Below are 21,192 nucleotides of genomic sequence, written 5' to 3' on the forward strand. Positions count from 1 at the left end.
TCAAATATAAAACAACAGGAGGAGTAAACATGAGAATTACGCAACGCTTGGGAGAATTGCCACTGGGAAGCTGGCACTGGCGGTTACTGGCAATCATTGCTGTAGGTTGGGCATTTGATGCCATGGATACGGGAATTGTATCGTTCGTTTTGCCAAAATTAATGGGCTTATGGCAGTTAAGCCCAACACAAATCGGCATGATTGGCAGTGTCGGCCTCATCGGCATGGCGGTTGGCGCTGCATTGTCCGGGACTTTGGCTGACTCAATGGGGCGCAGAAAACTGCTGGCGGCGACCATGCTGATTTATGGTCTGGCTACCGGCGGCTGCGGCTTAGCCTGGAATTATGAGTCGTTGCTGGTCTTTCGTTTTCTGGTCGGGTTTGGCTTAGGCGGACAAGTGCCTGTTGCCGTTACGCTAATGAGCGAATATTCGCCAACCAAATACCGGGGACGCATGATTGTTTTGCTGGAAAGCTCCTGGGCGCTTGGCTGGCTGGCAGCGGCGGTAATTTCTTATCTGGTCATTCCCCAATATGGCTGGCAGCTTGCTTTCTTTATCGGCGCTTTTCCGGCTGTCTGGGTGCTGTATGTATGGAAAACCGTGCCGGAGTCGGTGCTTTATCTGGTGAAAAAGGGCAAATTAGCGGAAGCTCATGCTATTGTTTGTGAGATCGAACGCTCCCTGGGCGTTCCCTGCGGTCCGGCGCCGACAGCGGCCGACCGGAGCGAGCCGGTGAAATCGTCGTTTACCTTTGCCAAGCTGTTTTCAGGCATTTATTTGAAGAAAACAATCTGCCTGTGGGTGCTCTGGTTTGGTCTGGTCTTTTCCTATTATGGAATTTTTATGTGGCTGCCCACGTTACTGGTTAAGTCGGGGCACAGTATGGTTCAGTCGTTTGAATTTGTTATCTGGATGACGTTAGCCCAGATTCCCGGCTATTTTACAGCCGCTGTTCTGGTGGACAGGATTGGGCGTAAGCCAACCCTGGCGGCTTTTCTGATTTTGTGCGCCGGCGCCGCGTATCTTTTCGGCCATGCCGCGACCTGGAATGAAATTTTACTGTGGGGCTGCCTGATGTCTTTCTTTAATCTTGGCGCCTGGGGCTTAATGTATACTTATACTCCGGAAATGTATCCGACAGAAGCGCGGGCATCAGGAACCGGCTGGGCCGGAGCCTGCGGCCGGATTGGCGGGATGCTGGCGCCAATGGTTGTGGGGATGATGTTTACCGGGCCTGATAAATTCTCCCTGGTTTTTGCGATGTTTACCAGTGTATTAATCATTATTGCTTTAAATGTTTTGGTATTGGGTGAGGAAACGATGAATAAACCGCTGGAAGATACTGCTGAGGAGAAGGCGCCGGGGGTAGCTTAAATGGAGCAGTCAAGTGGCATATGCGAAGGCTACCGGTTGGTGCTGCCGGTACTGCATGGTTTGTTTAACGGGAAAATAGGCCTTACGTTAACCGACTGCAACAAAATATTGTTGTATTTGCCGGCTAAAAATCTTGATTTAAAATGCCGGGCAGGCGATGCGCTGGTCGCCGGAACGGGTATTTACCGGGCCGTTGAAGAAGGACGGCGGGTGACTGCGCATATTGATAAGGCTTTGTATGGCTTGCCTTATATTTCGCTGGCAATGCCAATAAAAACAGCGGCCGGGGCAATTTGGGGATCTATCGCCGTTACCCAGTCGGTTGAGCTGGAAGATCTATTGCGGGATATGACTGAAACGCTGACCCAAAGCATGGAGGTTCTTACTGGTACCACTGAAGAGCTTTCGGCCCGGACCGAGGAGATTGCCACAGTCAGCGAGGGCTTGACCAAAGTAGCGCACACTACACAGACCCGGGTAGGACAAACCGATCAGGTAGTGGGTTTTATCCGCAGTATTGCCAGTCAGACCAACTTATTGGGGTTAAATGCGGCGATCGAAGCGGCCAGGGTTGGCGAGCAGGGGCGGGGCTTTGGCGTTGTTGCCGGGGAGATTCGCAAATTGGCGACCGACAGCGGTAATTCCATCCAAACCATTGGATCGGCCTTGTCTTTGCTGAAAAGCGATAGTGACCAGCTTTGCGGGCAATTGAACGGTCTGAAGGCGAACATTGGCCAGATAGCTGCGGCTGCGGCCGGAGTAGCCGGCGTTGCCCGACAGGTAAACAGTGCGGTGCAGCAGATGAATGTCGTAGCGGACAGTTTGTTTAAAGAACTTTAATCGGAGATAAAGGCAAAGGAGCCTAATGATCGACGGGTAAGTACGTTGATTCATTGGCTTATTTTATTTAAGCGGGAAGGTAGGGATGGAGATGGCAGGCACTATGGATAAGCATGCAGGCGATGCAGGTAAATGGATGATGGCGCGTCTGGATACTCTGCCTTTATCGCGCTTTCATTATAAGATGCTGGTAGTCAATGGCTTTGCCTGGGCGTTTGATGCGTTTGACGTGGGATTGGTCACCTTTGTGGTGACCGCGTTAGTAAGCTCCTGGCAGTTGAGTGCTGAGCAGGTTGGTATTTTACTCAGTTCAGGGATGGCCGGAATGATTATTGGCGCTTTTTTATCAGGGCCGCTGGCTGACCGGTTTGGCCGTAAAGCCGTTTTTCAATGGACAATGCTGATTTTTTCGCTCTTTTCCTTGCTGTGCGCGGTGGCCTGGAATTTTTGGTCGCTTGTCGTCTTCCGCTTTTTTGTCGGCCTGGGACTGGGCGGGGAAACCCCGGTGGTGACCGCTTTGCTGGGTGAGTTTGTGCCTGCCGGGGATCGCGGCAAGGTACAGGGCCTGCTGAATTGTTTTTGGGCCATCGGCTGGCTGGCTGCAGCCGCGGTCGCGTTCTTTTTGATCCCGGCGGTCGGCTGGCGCTGGGCTTTTGTCGCCGGTGCTCTGCCTGCCTTGTATGTTTGGATGATCAGGCTGCATGTACCGGAGTCGCCGCGCTGGCTTATTTTGCGCGGCCGGCTGGAGGAGGCCCGGACGATTGTTGCCGGCATTGAGCAAATCGTGGGGCGTACGGCGAAAATTCCTCCGGTCAGCGCAGCCGATATTGCCAAAGTCATAGAACCGAAAGCAAGCTCTTTTGCGGACCTTTTCGCCGGTATTTATTTAAAGCGTACGATCATGCTGTGGCTGCTCTGGTTTTTGGCGATGTTCGGCTATTATGGCCTGTTTTCCTGGATGCCGACCTTATTGGTGAAAGCCGGACATAGTATGGTCAAATCTTTCGAATATGTATTTTTCCTGCAGTGCGCTTATTTACCAAATCAAATTATTTCAGCCTACTTAATGGATAAATTTGGACGGAAATGGCCGCTGGTGATCAATTTATTATTTGCCGGTGTGGCTACGGTGATTTTTGGCCTGGCTTTGGGCAGTAACCTCAGTATGGGACAGGTGCTGCTTCTGGGACTGCTTACTTCGTTCTTTGTATCCGGCATCTGGGGCATTACCTATACCTATACGCCGGAGCTTTATCCAACCGGCATCCGGGTAACCGGAACAAGCTGGGCCGCAACTTGCTCGCGATTCGGCTCAATGCTGGCTCCGCTGATTGTCGGTTATAGTCTTGATTCTCTGGGGGTGGGCGGCGTGTACGGCATAATCGCCATTGCCTTTATTGCCGCAGGAATGGTCGTTTGGGGTTTAGGCGTTGAAACGCGGGGTAAACAGCTTTAGCACCTGATCAGGTCTGAAGGTAAAAGCATAAGGAGGAACAAAATTATGGGAACAATTGCGATTGTTAATATTGGTCAGTTGGTAACAGGGAACATTGAACAGCCGCTTTCCACCGCGGATACCATTATCATTCAGGAGGGCAAATTTGTCAAAATCGGCTCGGCCGGGCTTGTGGCGGCTTATTTGCCCGAGCAGGTGATTGATGCGGGCGGTATGACCGTTACGCCCGGCCTGATTGATTCGCATGTGCATCCGGTGCTTGGCGATTATACGCCGCGGCAGAAAACCGAGGGCTATCTTGACAGTGCTGTACACGGCGGGGTAACAACGTTCATTTCGGCCGGCGAACCCCATCTTCCCGGCCGGCCGAAAGATCCGGCAGGCACGAAAGCCCTGGCGATTTTAGCCCATAAAGCGTTTGCCAATTTGCGGTCCAGTGGTCTAAAAGTGCATGCCGGCGCTGTTATTCTGGAAAAGGGCCTGCTGGAATCCGATTTTGCGGAAATGGCAAAGGCCGGCGTGTGGCTGGTTGGCGAAGTTGGGTTAGGCAGCATCAAAAAGCCGGAGGAAGCCAGGGTTATGGTTGACTGGGCCAAAAAATTCGGCATGAAGATTGCCATGCATACAGGCGGTACTTCAATTCCCGGCAGTTCGACAGTGACGGCTGATGATGTCATTGCCGTAGATCCAACCGTTGTCTCGCATGTAAATGGCGGACCAACGGCTATTGCGCCAGCCGAGGTAGACAAATTAATCGATCAGACCAATCTTATTCTGGAAATTGTACAATGCGGCAACCCCAAGATTGCTGATTTGGTTGTGCGCCGTCTGGCGGAAAAAAAGCTGCTGTCCCGGGTGATTATCGGCAATGACGCACCATCCGGTTCGGGGATCATTCCGCTGGGCATTTTGCGCACGATCAGCCAAATTGCTGCGCTGTCGGGGATTCCGGCCCAAGAGGCTATTGCGATGGCAACAGGCAATACCGCCAGAACGTTCGGGTTGAATACCGGTCTGATCGCCGAAGGGAAAGAGGCCGACCTGGTGATTATGGATGCGCCCCTGGGGTCGGTTGGCGCAACTGCCCTGGCGGCCATCAATGCCGGTGATTTGCCGGGGATTGCTTTGGTGATGGTAGACGGAGCGGTTAAAGTGACAAAAAGCCGCAATACGCCGCCGGCGACCCGTTCTTACTGTCTTAAATAAAAAATTCGGACCGAATAAGGAGAGAATGTGATGAAGATCGGCTTTATCGGCCTGGGGGCTATGGGAAAACCGATGGCATTGAATTTGCTGCAGGCAGGCCATGCTGTAACCGTCTGTGATATTAACAGGGACGCTGTCGCCGGACTTGTGGCCAGTGGGGCTGCCGCGGCGGACAATCCGGGAGAACTGGCCGCTGTCGCTGAAATCATTATCATGATGCTGCCCAATGGGGCAATTGTCGAAGCAACTGTGCAGGGCGCTGCGGGCATTTTGTCCAAGGCCCGGCCCGGGTTGTATATTGTTGATATGTCCAGTGTTGCGCCGGAGTGTACAAAGAAAATGGCGGCGCTGGCCAGGGCTCAAGGCGTTCATTATATGGATGCGCCGGTCAGCGGCGGGGTCACCGGCGCAGCCAGCGGAACGTTGACCATCATGGCTGGCGGTGAAGCGGCGGTGGTTGAGGCTTGCCGGCCGGTGCTGGAGATTTTAGGCAAGAAAATCTACTATGCCGGTCAGGCCGGAGCCGGCGACGCGGTAAAGGTTGTCAATAATTTTCTGTTGGCCGCCAATATGGCGGCCGCGGCTGAAGGGTTTGTTCTGGGCGTAAAGCTGGGCTTAGATCCGGCCATATTATTTGATATTGTCAGTGCCAGTTCCGGCAATAGTTATGCCCTCACGGCCAAAATGACCAAATTTGTCTTTCCGGGCAATTTTGTCCCGGGCTTTGCCGTTGATCTGCAGCATAAAGATATCGAATTAGCGCTGGCCGCCGCCAGGGAAGCGGCGGTGGAATTACGGCTGGCTCCCGTAGTTCAGGAGTTCTACCAGGCAGCGCAAACCGCCGGCTGGGGCCGAGAGGACATCGCGGCGATCATTAAACCGCTGGAAGAACAGGCCCGGGTTAAAGTACGGGTAAAAAACGAATAGGTGGGACTCATTTTGAGAGAGTTTTTGGACTATATCAAGGGAAAAGACTATAAGCCGGGCAGTTTAACGCTGGGGGAAACGATTGCAATTGCCACGCAGCTAAACTGGCGGGTGAGCGAGGTCATTCTGGCGGAAGCGGCTGTGGCGCAGGCAATGACGATCCGGGAAGTCAGAGAGGCTGTACTCAGGGCCTTTGATCATAATCTGGCTGCCACTCAGCTCGGCCTGGAGCAGGGACAAAGTTTTTTACTGGGCAAGGTTCCGCAGGAGCTGGCGCAAAACAGTTTTTCGCACCGGCTGGTGGAAGATAATTTTCTGAATAAAGTTTTGGTTTACACCTTAGCAGCGCAGGTGGGAAATCACTCCTGCGGTCTGCAGCCTTGCGCCGGCACTGGCGATTCCTGCACTTACGCCGGTTTAATGCGGGCGTTGAAAGAAGTGGTGCAGGACCGGGGGCAGCTGGCTGAGATCGCCGCCGTTATGCTAAAAGTCGGAACTTTATTCCGGGCGGGGAAAAAAACCACCGGATGCAATATGGAAGGCTTTGGCGCCGGAGCGGCCGCTACCGCAGCCGCTTTAGTCGAATGGCGTAAAGGCAGTCCGGCCATGATGGAGAAGGCGATGGTGCTGGCTTTGTCACCCACCATCGGCAATCCCTGTACGCCCCGGGTCATGGTTGCCGGCCTTTGTGCCACCCATATTGGCGGCGGCGTACTGATTGGCAATTTAGCGGCCAATCTGGCCCTGCATACAACGATTCCGGTTACTGTACCGGTTGATGTGATGCTGACTATGGCGGCGGCGGTGCACCAGGTATCGGCCGAAACGATTGTACCGGTGGTCAACCGTTATATGAAAGCATTTTTTAAAACCAATCAGGCGGTAGAGTCTTTTATCAGCCAGACAGTCAGGCAAGCTGAACAGGCGGCGGTGGAAAAGGCGATTGCCGCTGCTGAGTCTGAGGCGCATGTTCTGGCCGAGCGGGCCAACTCGATTGTGCAGCCGTTTGGGGAGGCCGTTGTCGGCGGCAGCAGCCAGGCGGTCGGATCACCGACCAATACGGGGCGAATTGCTCACTTTCTGGCGTCAGGCGAAATTACAGGCGTGAAAATTGAACTGTACGCAGAGCTGTTTGCCCGTCGGGGCATTAACGTGCCGGGAATATTGATGGGCGCTGTGCTAGGCGCCGGAACAGAGAACAGTGAAGCGTATGCCGAAGTTCTTTCCCTGGTAGAGTCGAGAAAAATTTCGGTTACCATCCAGCAGGCCGCCGAGCCCCAAATGCAGCGGGTGACAGTTTACGCGACAGGCTGTACGGGGATGGTTGAAGCTCTGAATCGCGGCGGGGCCAGGCTTTGCCTGAAGCAAGCGCTGCCTTCGGTTGGCCAGGCGCGGGAAGTAGCGCAAAAACTCGGCATTGTGCTGGTCGATTAACCAGTGTCCAAGCAGACTTGATTTTTCTCCTGAGAGGGGCCGTACCAGTCACAGGCTTCGGCCGGGACGCCAAAAGCAAGATCTATTGGCAAATGACTTGGAAAACTATGCGCTGTTGTCTGGCCTAAAATAGTAGTAAAGCGGGTTTAGGCTGTCAGCAATTGTGTTTTATATAAATAAATGTTACATGGAATCAGTGTAATTGTCATCCGGGAGGTGGATTTAATGAGTAAATATAACTTCGTCAAACCGGAATCGCTGCAACAGGCGCTAGAATTGATGGACAAAACAGCGGATTGTTTTTTGATTGCCGGCGGTACCGACCTGATGGTTAAGCTAAAAGAAAAACGCATCAGTCCTGCGCTGCTTATTGATATTGGTCATTTGCAGGAACTCCGGATGATTGACAGGCAGGACGGCTTTATTAACATTGGTGCGGCTGTTTCCCATGCTGAACTTGCCGAATCAGCTTTAATTCAACAATATGCTCCTATGCTGGCGGCGGCAGCGGTTGCCGTTGGGTCACCGCAGATCCGGAACCGGGGCACAATCGGCGGAAATATCGGCAATGCTTCGCCGGCGGCTGATACTGTACCGGCGCTGGTTGCTTATGGGGCCAGAGTCACCGTCAGCAGTCAAAGCGGACAACGGGAATGTTCTTTAGAATCCTTGCTTAAAGGACCCGGGCGTACCGCACTGGCGTCAGGTGAAATGATTACCGCAGTTCGCCTCCGGTGCCAGCAAGTGAATCAAAAGAGCAGCTTTCAAAAACTGGGAAAACGCCGGGCTTTATCAATCTCAGTCGTTAATGCCGGTGTTTTTGTGGAAATAGACGAGGTTTCCCGAATTATACAGTCGGCCAGAATCGTCGTGGGCTCGGTCGCACCTACCGCCATTCTGATCCGGGAAGCGGAAACAGCGCTGCTTGGCCAGGTCTTATCCCCTGCCGTGATTACCCAGGCCGGCGCTATTGTGGAGAAAGTAATCCATCCGATTGATGATATACGGTCGACGGCGGCCTATCGTCAGGCTGTGGCGGGAATTTTGGTTAAACGGGCGCTGCAAACAGTATGGAGCCAATTTAAACTGCAGGAGGTGCAGGCATGAACGGAAAAGTTGCGATAAAATTTGTGCTGAACCATCAAGCGTTTTCCCGGGAGGTGTCGCCTGACCGGCGGCTGATTGAGTTTTTGCGGGAAGACCTGAAACTTACCGGGACGAAAATCGGCTGCGGCGAGGGTGATTGCGGCGCTTGCACAATCATCATTGACGGGAAAACCGCCAATTCATGTTTGCTGCTGGCTGCTCAGATTGACGGCAAAGAGTTATTGACCATTGAAGGAATGGGAGATGATAAAAACCTGCATCCGCTGCAGACGGCATTTATGGAAGCCGGTGCGGTGCAGTGCGGTTTTTGCACACCGGGAATGCTGTTGTCGGCGAAAGCGTTGCTGGATAAAAATCCGCGGCCTGACCGGCAGGAAATTATGCAGTCCATAGCGGGCAACCTCTGCCGCTGCACGGGTTATAAAAAAATTGCCGATGCAATTGAGCAAGTTGTGCGACAAAACAGTGCTTTGGAGAGGGGCTGATCAATGATGGAGAAATGTGCTGTTGTCGGTCAATCCATTATTCGCCGGGATGCTTTGGATAAAGTGCTGGGGAAAACCAAATTTAGCGCCGATCTGAAGATTGAAGGGATGTTATATGCCAGGGTGCTGCGCAGCAAGGTGCCGCACGCGCTGTTAAAAAGTATTGACGTTACGGCGGCGGAGGCTTTGCCGGGCGTGTGTGTCGTTCTTACGGCCCGTGATGTGCCGGGCAGCAACAGTCATGGAATTATATTCAAGGATGAGCCTGCTTTGATCAGCGATAAAATCCGCAAAATCGGCGATCCGCTGGCGGTTGTAGCTGCTGATAGCGAGGCGCTTGCCGAACAGGCCCTGGCTTTAATCAAGGTGGACGTAGAAGAGTTGCCGGCAGTGCTGGATGCTGAACAAGCTATGCAGCCGGATGCTCCCAAAGTTCATGGCGACAGCAATATTTTGTCGTTGCGGAAAATCCGCAAAGGGGATGTGGCGCAGGCTTTTTTAACTGCCGATATTATTGTGGAACAGGAATACCGGACGCAAATGCAGGAGCATGCCTATATTGAGCCGGAAGCGGGCCTGGCTTATATGGACAGTGATGTTGTGGTGATTAAGGTCTCGACGCAGAATACTCACTTTGACTGCCGGGAAGTGGCGCGGAATCTTAATCTTCCGTTAAATAAAGTTCGTATTATTCAAGCCCCGACCGGGGGCGGCTTCGGCGGGAAGCTGGATATTTCGGTGCAAATATGGCTGGGGCTGGTGGCCTTAAAGACCGGGCGTCCGGTGCGGATGGTCTATACGCGGGAAGAATCGCTCATCTGCTCGGGCAAACGCCATCCCTGCGTTCTCCGCTATAAAACAGCCGCTGATAAAACCGGCCGGCTATTGGCGGTACAGGCGGAAGTAATTGCCGATACCGGGGCGTACTCTTCCTATGGTCCGGCCCCGATTACCAGGCTGGCTGTTCATGCTACCGGCCCCTATGAAGTTCCTAATGTAAAAATTGATGCTTACACCATTTATACCAATAATCCGACCTGCGGCGCCATGCGGGGATTTGGCGTGCCGCAAGCGGCCTTCGCCTATGAACAGCAGCTGGATATGGTGGCTGAACAAGCCGGCATCACGCCACTGGAAGTCCGTCTGCTGAACACGGTAAAGGAAAAAAGTGAGATGGCAACTGGTCAGATCATAGAAGATGGGGCGGGAATCGACAGCACGCTCAAGGGCGCCTATGAAAAGGCGAAAGCCCGGATGGACGGATTACCGGTTTCGAATGGCGGCGCCAAAAAAAGAGGCTATGGCATTGGCTGCATGTTTTACGGTGTCGGAAATACCGGACAGCCTAATCCGGCGGGCGCGTTTATTGATTTTCTTGATGACGGCACGGTGAACTTAATGGTTGGCGCAGCCGATATTGGCCAAGGCTCAAATACCGTGCTGGCGCAAATTGTTGCGGAAGAATTAGGCGTTCACTTTACTGATGTGCAGGTTATCTCAGCCGATACAGGCGTGACGCCGGATGGCGGGGCGACGTCGGCGAGCAGGCAGACCTATATTTCCGGTAATGCGGCATTGCGGGCGGCGCGAACGGTAAAAAAAATAATTATCGAGGAAGCGGCAAAGCTGTTCGGTGTTGCCGAGGAGCTAATTGTCGTTAGAAATCGTCAGATTGCAGTTGCCGGACGGGAAAGTGAATGTTGTAAAAATACCAGGGAAATCATTGCCCGCTGCCGTCAGCAGGGGAAAATGACCATCGGCCATGGCTGGTACAATCCGGATACGACGGCATTGGATGAAGAAACCGGCGCCGGCAATCCTTATGAGGCCTATGCCTTTGGCAGTCAGATTGTTGAAATTGAAGTCGATGAGGAAACCGGGCAGATCGAAGTACTCAATATTTACGCTGCGCATGATGTCGGACAGGCGGTCAATCCTTTACATGTGGAAGCCCAGATTGAAGGGGGCAGCATTATGGGCTTAGGCTATGGAATTTATGAAGAGGTAAAAGTCGAGCAGGGGAGGATTAAAACCCCTTCTTTTGCCACTTACCTGATTCCGACGGCGCTGGACATTCCTGAAATACATTCGATTATTATAGAGGAACGGGTCAGTACCGGTCCGTTTGGCGCGAAAGGGCTGGGGGAAACATCACTGGTACCGACTGCCGCCGCCATTGCCAATGCTGTATACGATGCTGTCGGCGTACGTATCTATTCTTTGCCGGTAACACCGGAAAAGGTGCTGCAGGCTCTCCGGCAGAAGGGCGCGGCTGCCCGGCGGTCAGCGGATGACGACGATGTATGACCGAAAACTGATTGCGCCTGGGCGGGAGGCGGCGTTGTTACTGCTGCGGAGCAGGCAGACGCCGCAGGTAATCCGCCATAGTCTGGCAGTGGCGGCAGTTGCCCGGCAACTGGCCAGGCATTTGAATCAGGCCGGGTTAACGTTGGATATCGGCTTAATTACAGCCGGCGGCTTGCTGCATGACATCGCCAAAGGCCAGCAGGACCATGCCCGGCAGGGCGGGCTATTATTAAAAAGCTGGGGCTATCCCCTGCTGGCTGCTGTAATTGAGTCTCATATGGATCTGGTTTTTAACGAGTGCAGCCCTTTGGATGAGAAGGCAATCGTATTTTTTGCCGATAAGAGCATCCAGGAAGACCGGATTGTCAATCCCGGCGAGCGGTTTCGGCTGAGCTTAAAAAAGTATGCCCGGCAGCCGGAGGCGCTAATGGCAATTGAACGACGTTGCCAGTCGTGGCAAAGGATTCGCAGCGAAGTGCGCCGGATTCTGTCTTCCGGAGCTAAGGCCGGTTTAGCTTGGCCGCCTTATCTGCGTGAGCTTTTCAGCGATATTCATTAAGTTTCCATAATTATTTAGTCAGTGTTTGTCATAATAACGATACCCTAAGGTTGATATTTTCTTGTAGATGGTGTATACTATATTTCGTAGCGCTAATAAGCTGCTGTTATTGGGGAGTAGCCAAGCTGGTTAAGGCACCTGACTCTGACTCAGGCATGCGTGGGTTCGAATCCTCCCTCCCCAGCCAAATCACGACTCACTAGCTCAACTGGCAGAGCAACCGACTCTTAATCGGTAGGTTGTAGGTTCGATTCCTACGTGGGTCACCAGTGAATTTAACGCCTCGCGGCTTCGCGAGGTTTTTATTTATGTAAACGGTGGTGTTTGTTTAGTGTTTGCTTTTCTCAAACACCGCGAATAATCACTAAAGAAATAGAATGATTTAAAAAGTTAGCAGGCTACCTGGCCTGCTTTTTTTGTTTCTCTTTCTCTTTTTCAACTGCCAGCCGTAAAAAATCGCCCATCTTATCGGCGGTTTCTTTTTCAGCGGATTTAAGCAAATGCGTGTACACAATAGTAGTGGTATTGGTGTTTGCATGTCCAAGCTTGCCGGCAACAGTTCTAATATCGGTTCCGGACGTAATCAAGTAAGTGGCTGCCATATGTCGAGAGGACGGGCTAAGCCTGTCCTCTAAAGGTCTTTTTCGGTTATTTCTCGTTCTTGTTGTTCTCGTATGGCAAAGTATTCTGTAAAAAGCGGTTCGTAGGCGTATGAAAGGTTTAGTCCTGCTTTATCGTTTGCCTTAAGCAAAATGAATACAGAATTGCCATCAGGTGCTTCCAATCGCCAAAAGGCCGCTTGGTTATCGCTATCATGTTTCTTGAGAGTAGGCTGACCATATTTTTCAGCAAGTCGCGTTTCTAATATTAAGAATTTCAAATAACGATTTTGAGGGGCGTCCAATAAAAGATCAATGGAAAACAATTGATCGTCAATCGTACTAAACGTAATAACAGAAAAATACCCCGCAACGGTTCCCGAATAAATTAATTCATAACATCTTGAATTTGTTTTAGCTGAAATTGTGTAGTCATATCCTTTTTCAATAGCGACATTTTTAATTTGTTCTTCACTATCTCCCCATTTTAAACCTAATGCACCATCTACTACAGGGGATTCTTCTGCAAATACTGGCGTTGTAATCAATAGACATGCAACAAAAAACAAGAAAATCCTTCGCATATACAACACCTTTCTTAATCTCATTTATTTCTCCAGTTGTAAAAAATATTAATTAGTCTGTGCAAATAACAGCAGGCGTTAAAAACTCAGCGCCGCCGCCGGTCTAGTTGCATTAGCCCATTGCCTAGATCAGCCATGGGGATTTTCCGTTTTCGCGCCGAACTTATTAAAGTTTTTTCGCCACACAATTTCATAGCCGATTACTCGGCTATTTTTGGTCCGTACCTAATTATGTTATTGCAATCGTTTTCGTCTAAAATCAAGCAAATCCTGCCGCTCTTTTAAATTTTAATGTCTGTCTTTTAGCATGGCTTGGTACCAGTCTGTCGGTTTAGCAGGCTGGTTTCCTTTTATTACCGCTTTACACAATAGAACGTTTGTTCTAAAATACAAACAAATGTTCTTGGAGGTAATGACATGGCTAAACAATATATCGCAGTAACCGCGCAGCATAATCCGGACGGCACAACAAAGCCGCTCAGTATCCGCTGGAGGGACGGGCGCGTATATTCAGTAGACCGTATTATGGATGTGCGCCAGGCTGCATCATTAAAAGCTGGCGGCTGCGGTATAAGGTATACTTGCCGGATACATGGCAAGCAGGTGTATTTATTTGACGAGGAAGGTAAGTGGTTTATAGAGTGAAATGTTCCGGTTGGCATTCTTGCTGATCGGCTTTATTTTTTCTCCTGACAAAATATGACAATGTTTTTTATGTAACCGGGTATAAAATCGAATTAAAACAAATTAAGGGGAGATTTGCTATGAAAATGAGAAGATCAATTGCGCTATCCTTAATGCTGTTATGTTCGATGGGGCTGGTTGCCGGCTGCGGAACGAAAGAGACGCCGGCAACTGCGGCGGAGCAATATCCGGATAAAGCAATTACGTTGATTGTGCCTTATGCGGCGGGTGGTTCTTCTGATATGCTAGCTAGAGCAATAGGGAAAGTAGCTTATAAGCATCTGGGGCAGAATATAGTCATAAAAAATGTTCCAGGCGCGGGCGGGATTTTAGGCTGGAATGAGTTGGTTAAATCGGGGGAGGACGGCTATGCGCTAGGGACAGTGGATACAGGTGCATTATTACAACCGCTGTATGGGACAACCCCGTATCACTATCCCTCAGCTTTGGATCCATTAGTGCAGATTATGGAACAGCCATTTGTTGCGGTTGTTCGTTCCGATTCCCCTTGGAACAGTCTAAGCGAGCTAGTGGATTATGCTAAGCAGCATCCCCATGCGGTTAAATTCGGACATAGCGGGTTAGGCAACACAAATCATGTTGTTGGAGAAATGCTCGCACAGAATGCCGAAATTACTTTGGATCAAGTACCTTTTAAGGGTGTCTCAGAATCATTGGCGGCTGTTTTGGGAGGGCATGTCGAATTAATGTTTTCTGCTGTTCCTGCCATTCAGGAACATGTAAAAAGCGGGACAGTAAAAGTAATCGGTATTGCCGCAACAAAGAGAATGAGCGATCCTCTTTACAGCAACGTTCCTACTTTTCAGGAACAGGGAGTAGATGTGGTATTTGGTTTCTTTTTGGGAATTGCCGCCCACAAAGGGATGCCAAAAGAGGTAAAAGCCAAATTGTTAGATGCACTTGAAAAAACAGTGAATGATCCTGAGTACATAGAAACTATGAGAAAGTTAGGCATGGAAGTTAACTATTTAGGACATGAAGAATTTTTTCAAAAGTGGCTTAAAGAAACAAGAAGACTTGCGAAAGTAGTAAAAGAATCCGGCATTGTTGAAAAAATAGCGGAGCAGAAAAAGTAAGACAAATTGAGTATGGTATGGGTTTCGGACGGGGTTGGTTTAGTTACCACCCGGACAGTATGGCTGATATTTGCGTTCGGCCCAATACCTATGGCCCGACTTGTTTGGATTCATTTATTGTAATGCAGTTGCGAATTGGGCGGCGCGGGGAAGGAAACCTAGTGATATATATTTATGTCTTCAACTATAATTCGACAAAATTTGACTTATTAAAAGCGTTATACTTAACAGGGTATTAATATGTCGAATGGAGTGGAGTTATGAGAAGATTAGCTATTATTACAGTGTTGTGTTTGTTCGTAGTGTCAATCGCTGGCGGTGTTTCTGCTGAGGAAGCTGTTAAACCACAGGAAGGGTCTTATAAAGTAGCTATTGTACCGTATATTAACTCAACTGAAGAAACTAAAGGCTATATACAAGAAGTTATTGATAGTAAATATACCGAACAGTATTCCAACAAGGATTTTCAAATGATACCATTGGTAGATATACAAAAAGCGTTGAATAGCGCAGGTTATGACGCTTCTAATTTGGAGCTGCCGGATAAAGATACTTTGACTACTGTCGCCAAAGAAACCAATGCTGATTATGTTATTGCTATGGAGATATCGCAGCTTATCACTACTAGACATATGAGCTTTTTCCAATCAAAGGTAGTGACAAAGGCAAAGCTGCGTTATAAGTTTCTTAACGCTGGACAAGAAAAAGTAACTACATTTCAGGTAACTGGAGTATCAGAAAATAAAACTGTATTTGGTGATGTCGGATATAAAGATCCAATAACGAAAGCTTTAAACCAGGCAATGGATGATGCCAACGTGAAGATTATGAATAGCATCTAAAATTGCAGACTTGATATATAAACCCGGTAGCTAACGCTGGCCGGGTTTATTTTTTCTCCTGCCAAAATATGACATTATTTGTTATGTAAGCGGGTATAAAATCGAATTAAAACGAATTAAGGAGAGATAGGCTGTGAAAATGAGAAAAACGATTGGCTTGTCCTTAATGCTGTTATGTTTGATAGGCCTGATTAGTGGTTGCGGAACGAGAGAAGCGCTGGCAACTGCCGCTGAGAAGTATCCGGATAAGCCGCTTACATTAATCGTTCCGTTTGCGCCTGGCGGCGCTAGCGATATGATTGCGAGAGCGTTGGGGGAGTCGGCTTACAAACATCTGGGGCAGAATGTCATTATAAAGAATGTGCTTGGCGCCGGAGGTATTTTAGGCTGGAATGAATTAGTGGAATCGAAGGACGACGGCTATACCCTGGGGATGGTGGATAATAGTGCATTATTGCAGCCATTGTACGAGGCAGCCGGATATCACTATCCTTCGGCCTTGGACCCATTAGTACAAATTATAGATCTGCCGGTTATTGCGGTTGTTCGCTCCGATTCCCCGTGGAACAGTCTAAGCGAGCTAGTGGATTATGCTAAGCAGCATCCCCATGCGGTCAAATTCGGACATAGCGGGTTAGGCAACGGAACTCATCTTATCGGAGAAATGGTCGCGCAAAATACCGGAATTACCTTGGATCAAGTACCTTTCAAAGGTACCTCGGAATCATTGGCTGCTCTATTAGGAGGACATATCCAGTTAATGTTTGCTGTCGCCCCAAGAATGCAGGAACATGTAAAAAGCGGGACAGTAAAAGTCATTGGCGTTGCCGCAACAAAGCGAATCAATGATCCTCTTTACAGCAACGTTCCTACCTTTCGGGAACAAGGGGCAGATGTAATATTTAGTTTTTTTTGGGGAGTCGGCGCTCACAAAGGTCTGCCGCCGGAAATAAAAGCTAAGCTGTTAGCTGGACTTGAAAAAACCGTGAATGATCCTGAGTACATAGAAAATATGAGAAAGTTAGGCATGGAAGTCAACTATTTGGGACATGAGGATTTTGTTCAAAAATGGCTTAACGAAACAAGAAAACTTACGAAAGTAGTTAAAGGATCGGGTATTGCTGAAAAAATAGCGGAGCAGAAAAAGTAAGGGCAAATTGCGTATGTCTTTTGTCTCATTGATACCACACTTGCAACCAGCGGGGGATTGATGCTGTATACCGAATCTAATAGAGTTTCCTGTCGGCTGATTTTATAAAATAGCAATTGCTGAAATCCGTCAATTATTCGCCTTTGCGCGGGTCTTGACGGTTTTTTGCTCTTGGCAGGAGCGCTTTTTTCCTCCGTCGAACAAGGTTAATTGGACAGAGCGGACTTGGGACTGAATTAGCTAATCAGGTTGCAGCGCGCACGATTTACCGAAAGGACATTGCGGCCTGCTCAGGAATTTAACACCATTGAGTCATACCGATCGGTTTGGGAAAAGATATAAAATGAACATCTGTTGTAGTGACATTATTACATTGAACTGTGAAAGGGACTGGGCGAAGTGATCATGAATCAAGCGAATCTACCAAATCAACCAATAAAAAAAGGGATGCTTCTATGCATTTTAATTTTAGGGGCGTTCCTATCGCTTTTGAATCAGACAATACTAAATGTCGCTTTACCCGAATTGATGAAACAATTTAATGTTTCGACAACAACCATTCAATGGTTATCAACCGGCTTTATGCTGGTGAATGGTATTATAGTTCCGGCGACAGCCTTTTTCATGAAACGATTTACTACCCGGCAACTGTTTGTCAGCTCAATGCTGTTGTTATTCGTGGGAACTTTGATTAACGCCGTTGCACCGAGTTTTGCTTTTTTATTGACAGGACGGCTGATTCAGGCTGCAGGCGCCGGTATCATCATGCCGCTATTAATGGTGGTCGTACTTGCGGTATTCCCTGAGGACGGCCGGGGCACCGCGATGGGAATGATTGGACTTGTAATCATTTTCGCGCCGGCAATTGCGCCAACTTTGGCCGGATTCATTATCGAACATTTCTCGTGGCGATGGTTGTTTATTGGCATGTTGCCGCTTGTCGTCGTGGTCATTGTCTTATCACTTCGCTATCTGGTAAATGTATCGAAGCCCTCTAAGCCCAAAATAGATATCCTCAGTATCCTTCTATCCACAATGGGGTTCGGCGGACTTCTTTATGGATTTAGCAGCGCAGGCGACAAAGGATGGGGAAGTACGGTAGTGCTGAGCTGTTTAATGGTCGGTACGGTTTGTCTTATCCTCTTTTGCCGGCGTCAGCTTACCTCGACGAATCCTTTGATGAATTTACAAGTATTCAAGAGCCGAATGTTCACTATGACGACAATTATTCTTATTTTGAGCACGATTGTTATGTATGCGGATATTATTTTACTGCCTATTTATTTACAGGAAAGCAGGGGATATACGGTTCTTGACACAGGATTATTGCTGCTGCCGGGCGCATTATTAAGTGCCTTAATGTCGCCGGTATCCGGCCGCTTATTCGATACATTTGGCGCAAAACCGTTGGCTGTCGCAGGTTTGCTTTTTACCTTCGTGGCGATAGCAGGAGTGACTGACCTGAGTGAAACGACCGGATATAATTATCTGATGATAAGGACGATCCTTTTGCGTATTGGCATGTCCCTCATTATGATGCCTGTGAATACCGGGGGATTAAATGCGCTTCCCCAGCATCTCAATGCCGACGGTACAGCAGTTAGCAATACGGTTCGGCAAGTAGCCGGCTCGATCGGAACTGCACTTCCTGTTACCATCATGACAATAAGAACGCAAAGTCATGTCGACGAATTGTTTCAATCCGGCGATCGTTTATCCCAGTCTCAAATGATTGGGCAAGCTACTGTACTGGGTATAAATGATGCTTACATTTTTATTGCGGTTATAGTTATCGCTGCCTTTTTTGTAACTTTGTTCATGCCAAGTCAAAAGGTATAATGGCGGTACTGGCCGAATTTGGCTGCTGCGATTATGGCGGCGGCGTTGATAATGAAAGAGAGACAGCCCTGTGTCTACGCTGGAGGTAGATACAGGGCTTATTTTGACTGGCCCGCATCCGCAACTTAAATTTCCCTCGCATCAATTCCAACAGCAATAAGTCTCGTTGCGGTTTGCCACGCCTGTGTTTTGCGAAATTATTACAGAACTCTGATATGATTAAAGGAATTTCGTTTATTTTGGAGAAATATGGTAAATGTTACAAATTTTGATAAGGAAGGAAATGGCGATGAAGCAGTTAATGACTGGAAACGAGGCAATCGCCCGAGGCGCCTATGAAGCAGGTATCCGTTTTGCCGCAGCCTATCCGGGAACTCCCAGTACAGAGATTTTGGAGAATATTGCTTTATACAAAGATGATATTGTAGCTGAATGGGCTCCAAACGAAAAGGTTGCACTGGAGTCTGCAATTGGTTTTTCTTATGCTGGCGGCAGGGCATTTGCTTCAATGAAACAGGTTGGCCTAAATGTGGCTGCAGATCCGCTATTTTCTTTTGCCTATACGGGCGGCACCGGTGGCATTGTAATTGTAACGGCAGATGAACCAGGTATACACTCGTCCCAAACAGAGCAGGACAACCGGTATTATGCCAAAATAGCTAAAGTGCCTATGCTGGAGCCGGCGGACAGTCAGCAGGCAAAAGATATGGTAGTAGCGGGAATTCAGCTTAGCGAACGATATCGTGTTCCTGTTTTGATTCGAATGACAACCAGAGTATGCCATAGTAAAAGCATTGTTGAAAGGAACGAACCTGTAAAGGCAAATTTGGCGGAATATAAGAAAAATATTTGGCAATATACTACTATCCCCGCCGTCTCTCAGCTATTACGGAAAGAGCTGGAGAAGAAGCTGATTGATCTGCACAAAGAATCCAATGACTCACCATTCAATAAAATTGAGTGGAATGATAAAAAAATTGGCATTATTGCAAGCGGCATTGCTTGTGAATATGCTAAAGAAGTGTTTAAAAAAGAGGCATCCTATTTATGCCTTGGCTTTACAAATCCTCTGCCAATGGAAATGATAACAGAATTCGCCTCAGCAGTGGACAATTTGTATCTAATTGAGGAACTGGAGCCGTATCTGGAGGAACAGATTAAAGCTGCAGGTATTCATTGTATAGGAAAAGACAAAGTTCCAAATATCGGTGAACTGTCTCCCCATATTTTAAGAAAAGCGTTTAAGGGCATCAAGCGTGAACTTATCCCTACCGACTCGTCTAAGCTTGTTCATCGTCCGCCCATGCTGTGTGCAGGCTGTCCGCATAGAGGAGTATTTTATGTATTAGGAAAACGTAACGATATTTTTATTTCAGGGGATATTGGCTGTTATGGGCTGGGTGCCTTGCCTCCTCTTAATGCTATGGATACCTGTTTATGTATGGGGGCCAGCATTAGTAGCGGGCATGGGGTTGCGAAGGCCTTTAAAGAATACAACATTGAAAAAAGATCAGTGTGCGTTATCGGCGATTCAACCTTTTTTCACTCTGGAATGACTGGCTTGTTAAACGTCGTCTATAACGCCAGCCAGACGATTACTATTATTCTGGATAACCGCATTACTGGGATGACAGGACATCAGGATCATCCGGGAACAGGCTTTACGGCGCAGGGAAAGCCTGCCAAAGAAGCTAATATTGAACAAATTGTAAGAGCCCTGGGAATTGAGCAGGTGCGAGCAATAAATCCTCTCAATCTGAAGCAAATGCAGGCCGCGCTGGAGTGGGCGCTGGCTTTTGAAGCGCCTTCCGTCATTATTGCAAGATGGCCATGCGCCCTAAAAAAATTGTCGGCAAAGGACAAGGAAGAATTTGACGGGTGCTTCACTAAATGTATTGTTGATCAGGCGGTTTGTACTGGGTGTAAAAAATGTGTGAGGATTGGGTGTCCGGCCTTGCGTTTTGACAAGCAGAAAAAGCAAGCGTTCATTAATGCAACAATGTGTGCTGGGTGCGGGATTTGCGCTCAAATATGCCCGATAGAAGCAATTGTAAGCTAAAATAAATAAAAATGAAAGCAGGTCCCTTATGGCAGATGTTAAGAGTATCTTTTTAGCCGGAGTGGGCGGACAAGGAACTATTCTTGCGAGCAAGATTTTGACTCAGGGCTTGTTAAGCAATGGTTTTGATGTAAAGATGTCTGAAATTCACGGGATGAGTCAGCGGGGCGGCAGTGTTTCTGCACAGGTCCGATACGGCCGGAAGGTTTATTCACCAATTATATCAGAAGGGGAAGCTGACATATTAGTTTCTTTCGAAGAAATGGAAACTTATCGTTGGCTGCGATTCTTAAAACCGCAGGGAAAGGTAATTCTAAATGACTACAGACTATTATCTGCGCCTATTCTTAGTGGCCAATCGGATTATCCTGAAGGTCTAAAAGAAGAAATACGGCAAAAAACGGATGCGGTCATTATAAATGCTGCAGATATTGCTTTACAGATGGGTGTGCCAAAGGCAATGAACATTATAATGTTAGGCGCTTCAATAAAGGCGGTGGGACTTGACAGTATTGACTGGGCCAGAATGATAAGCGAAAACGTGAGACCTCAATTTTTAGATAGCAGTCTTGCCGCTTTGAGGAAAGGTATGACGCTTTTTGGCACTGTACAGTGAGTGTTCCGTAATTTAGAAAGGGGGG

19 protein-coding genes and 2 tRNA genes are annotated in these 21,192 nt (G+C 48.7%); 19 read left to right on the forward strand and 2 right to left on the reverse strand.

The features are described from left to right. The first annotated feature begins 29 nt into the window (after positions 1-29). The 12 genes from BLR06_RS07025 (at position 30) to BLR06_RS07075 (ending at position 11,966) form a co-directional block, all read left to right on the forward strand. Positions 30-1,376: an MFS transporter gene (locus tag BLR06_RS07025; RefSeq protein WP_092070469.1), complete on the forward strand. Its 1,347-nt coding sequence runs from the start codon at positions 30-32 to the stop codon at positions 1,374-1,376. Beyond that, on the forward strand, positions 1,377-2,216 hold the full coding sequence (locus BLR06_RS20240) for a methyl-accepting chemotaxis protein (RefSeq protein ID WP_092070472.1): 840 nt from the start codon (positions 1,377-1,379) through the stop codon (positions 2,214-2,216). 103 nt (positions 2,217-2,319) lie between these two features. Further along, on the forward strand, positions 2,320-3,672 hold the full coding sequence (locus tag BLR06_RS07035; RefSeq protein WP_092071135.1) for an MFS transporter: 1,353 nt from the start codon (positions 2,320-2,322) through the stop codon (positions 3,670-3,672). Between the two features lie 45 nt (positions 3,673-3,717). Further along, positions 3,718-4,878, forward strand: coding sequence for an amidohydrolase family protein (locus BLR06_RS07040; RefSeq protein WP_092070475.1), 1,161 nt, complete (start codon positions 3,718-3,720; stop codon positions 4,876-4,878). A gap of 30 nt (positions 4,879-4,908) precedes the next feature. After that, positions 4,909-5,805, forward strand: coding sequence for an NAD(P)-dependent oxidoreductase (locus BLR06_RS07045; RefSeq protein WP_092070477.1), 897 nt, complete (start codon positions 4,909-4,911; stop codon positions 5,803-5,805). A gap of 12 nt (positions 5,806-5,817) precedes the next feature. Further along, positions 5,818-7,239 (forward strand): serine dehydratase, encoded by a 1,422-nt coding sequence (locus BLR06_RS07050; protein WP_092070479.1) that lies wholly within the window; start codon positions 5,818-5,820, stop codon positions 7,237-7,239. 225 nt (positions 7,240-7,464) lie between these two features. After that, positions 7,465-8,346 (forward strand): FAD binding domain-containing protein, encoded by an 882-nt coding sequence (locus BLR06_RS07055; protein ID WP_173812803.1) that lies wholly within the window; start codon positions 7,465-7,467, stop codon positions 8,344-8,346. Beyond that, positions 8,343-8,831: a (2Fe-2S)-binding protein gene (locus BLR06_RS19490; protein ID WP_173812805.1), complete on the forward strand. Its 489-nt coding sequence runs from the start codon at positions 8,343-8,345 to the stop codon at positions 8,829-8,831. Before BLR06_RS07055 ends, BLR06_RS19490 begins: the two co-directional genes overlap by 4 nt. A 3-nt stretch (positions 8,832-8,834) precedes the next feature. Next, positions 8,835-11,138 (forward strand): xanthine dehydrogenase family protein molybdopterin-binding subunit, encoded by a 2,304-nt coding sequence (locus tag BLR06_RS07060; RefSeq protein ID WP_217636855.1) that lies wholly within the window; start codon positions 8,835-8,837, stop codon positions 11,136-11,138. Next, entirely contained in the window at positions 11,122-11,697 is a 576-nt protein-coding gene (locus BLR06_RS07065; protein WP_092070484.1) for an HD domain-containing protein, read from the forward strand. Before BLR06_RS07060 ends, BLR06_RS07065 begins: the two co-directional genes overlap by 17 nt. Positions 11,698-11,807: 110 nt before the next feature. Further along, positions 11,808-11,884 (forward strand) — tRNA-Gln (locus BLR06_RS07070). A gap of 6 nt (positions 11,885-11,890) precedes the next feature. After that, positions 11,891-11,966 (forward strand) — tRNA-Lys (locus BLR06_RS07075). Between the two features lie 129 nt (positions 11,967-12,095). Here the strand turns inward: BLR06_RS07075 and BLR06_RS07080 are convergent. Then, positions 12,096-12,410 (reverse strand): tyrosine-type recombinase/integrase, encoded by a 315-nt coding sequence (locus BLR06_RS07080; RefSeq protein ID WP_340148019.1) that lies wholly within the window; start codon positions 12,408-12,410, stop codon positions 12,096-12,098. Next, positions 12,329-12,904 carry a hypothetical protein gene (locus BLR06_RS07085; RefSeq protein ID WP_092070490.1) on the reverse strand — a complete coding sequence of 192 codons (576 nt, stop codon included), beginning with the start codon at positions 12,902-12,904 and terminating at the stop codon, positions 12,329-12,331. The genes BLR06_RS07080 and BLR06_RS07085 overlap by 82 nt, the downstream gene beginning before the upstream one ends. A 393-nt stretch (positions 12,905-13,297) precedes the next feature. Between BLR06_RS07085 and BLR06_RS07090 the strand changes: the two genes are divergently transcribed. The 7 genes from BLR06_RS07090 to BLR06_RS07120 all read left to right on the forward strand — a co-directional run bounded on the left by BLR06_RS07090 (position 13,298) and on the right by BLR06_RS07120 (position 21,167). Then, on the forward strand, positions 13,298-13,525 hold the full coding sequence (locus tag BLR06_RS07090; protein WP_092070493.1) for a hypothetical protein: 228 nt from the start codon (positions 13,298-13,300) through the stop codon (positions 13,523-13,525). A 119-nt stretch (positions 13,526-13,644) separates the two neighbouring features. Further along, positions 13,645-14,661 carry a Bug family tripartite tricarboxylate transporter substrate binding protein gene (locus BLR06_RS07095; RefSeq protein ID WP_245698053.1) on the forward strand — a complete coding sequence of 339 codons (1,017 nt, stop codon included), beginning with the start codon at positions 13,645-13,647 and terminating at the stop codon, positions 14,659-14,661. Between the two features lie 260 nt (positions 14,662-14,921). Then, a complete protein-coding gene (locus tag BLR06_RS07100) occupies positions 14,922-15,503 on the forward strand; it encodes a hypothetical protein (protein ID WP_092070496.1) in 582 nt (193 codons plus the stop codon). 139 nt (positions 15,504-15,642) lie between these two features. Further along, positions 15,643-16,653: a Bug family tripartite tricarboxylate transporter substrate binding protein gene (locus BLR06_RS07105; RefSeq protein ID WP_245698073.1), complete on the forward strand. Its 1,011-nt coding sequence runs from the start codon at positions 15,643-15,645 to the stop codon at positions 16,651-16,653. A 447-nt stretch (positions 16,654-17,100) separates the two neighbouring features. Next, positions 17,101-18,492: a DHA2 family efflux MFS transporter permease subunit gene (locus BLR06_RS07110; protein WP_255319541.1), complete on the forward strand. Its 1,392-nt coding sequence runs from the start codon at positions 17,101-17,103 to the stop codon at positions 18,490-18,492. 256 nt (positions 18,493-18,748) lie between these two features. After that, positions 18,749-20,551 (forward strand): indolepyruvate ferredoxin oxidoreductase subunit alpha, encoded by a 1,803-nt coding sequence (gene iorA / locus BLR06_RS07115; protein WP_245698055.1) that lies wholly within the window; start codon positions 18,749-18,751, stop codon positions 20,549-20,551. A 28-nt stretch (positions 20,552-20,579) separates the two neighbouring features. After that, positions 20,580-21,167 carry an indolepyruvate oxidoreductase subunit beta gene (locus tag BLR06_RS07120; RefSeq protein ID WP_092070502.1) on the forward strand — a complete coding sequence of 196 codons (588 nt, stop codon included), beginning with the start codon at positions 20,580-20,582 and terminating at the stop codon, positions 21,165-21,167. Positions 21,168-21,192 lie beyond the last annotated feature (25 nt).

It is taken from the genome of Dendrosporobacter quercicolus, from assembly GCF_900104455.1.
GTDB lineage: Bacteria > Bacillota > Negativicutes > DSM-1736 > Dendrosporobacteraceae > Dendrosporobacter > Dendrosporobacter quercicolus.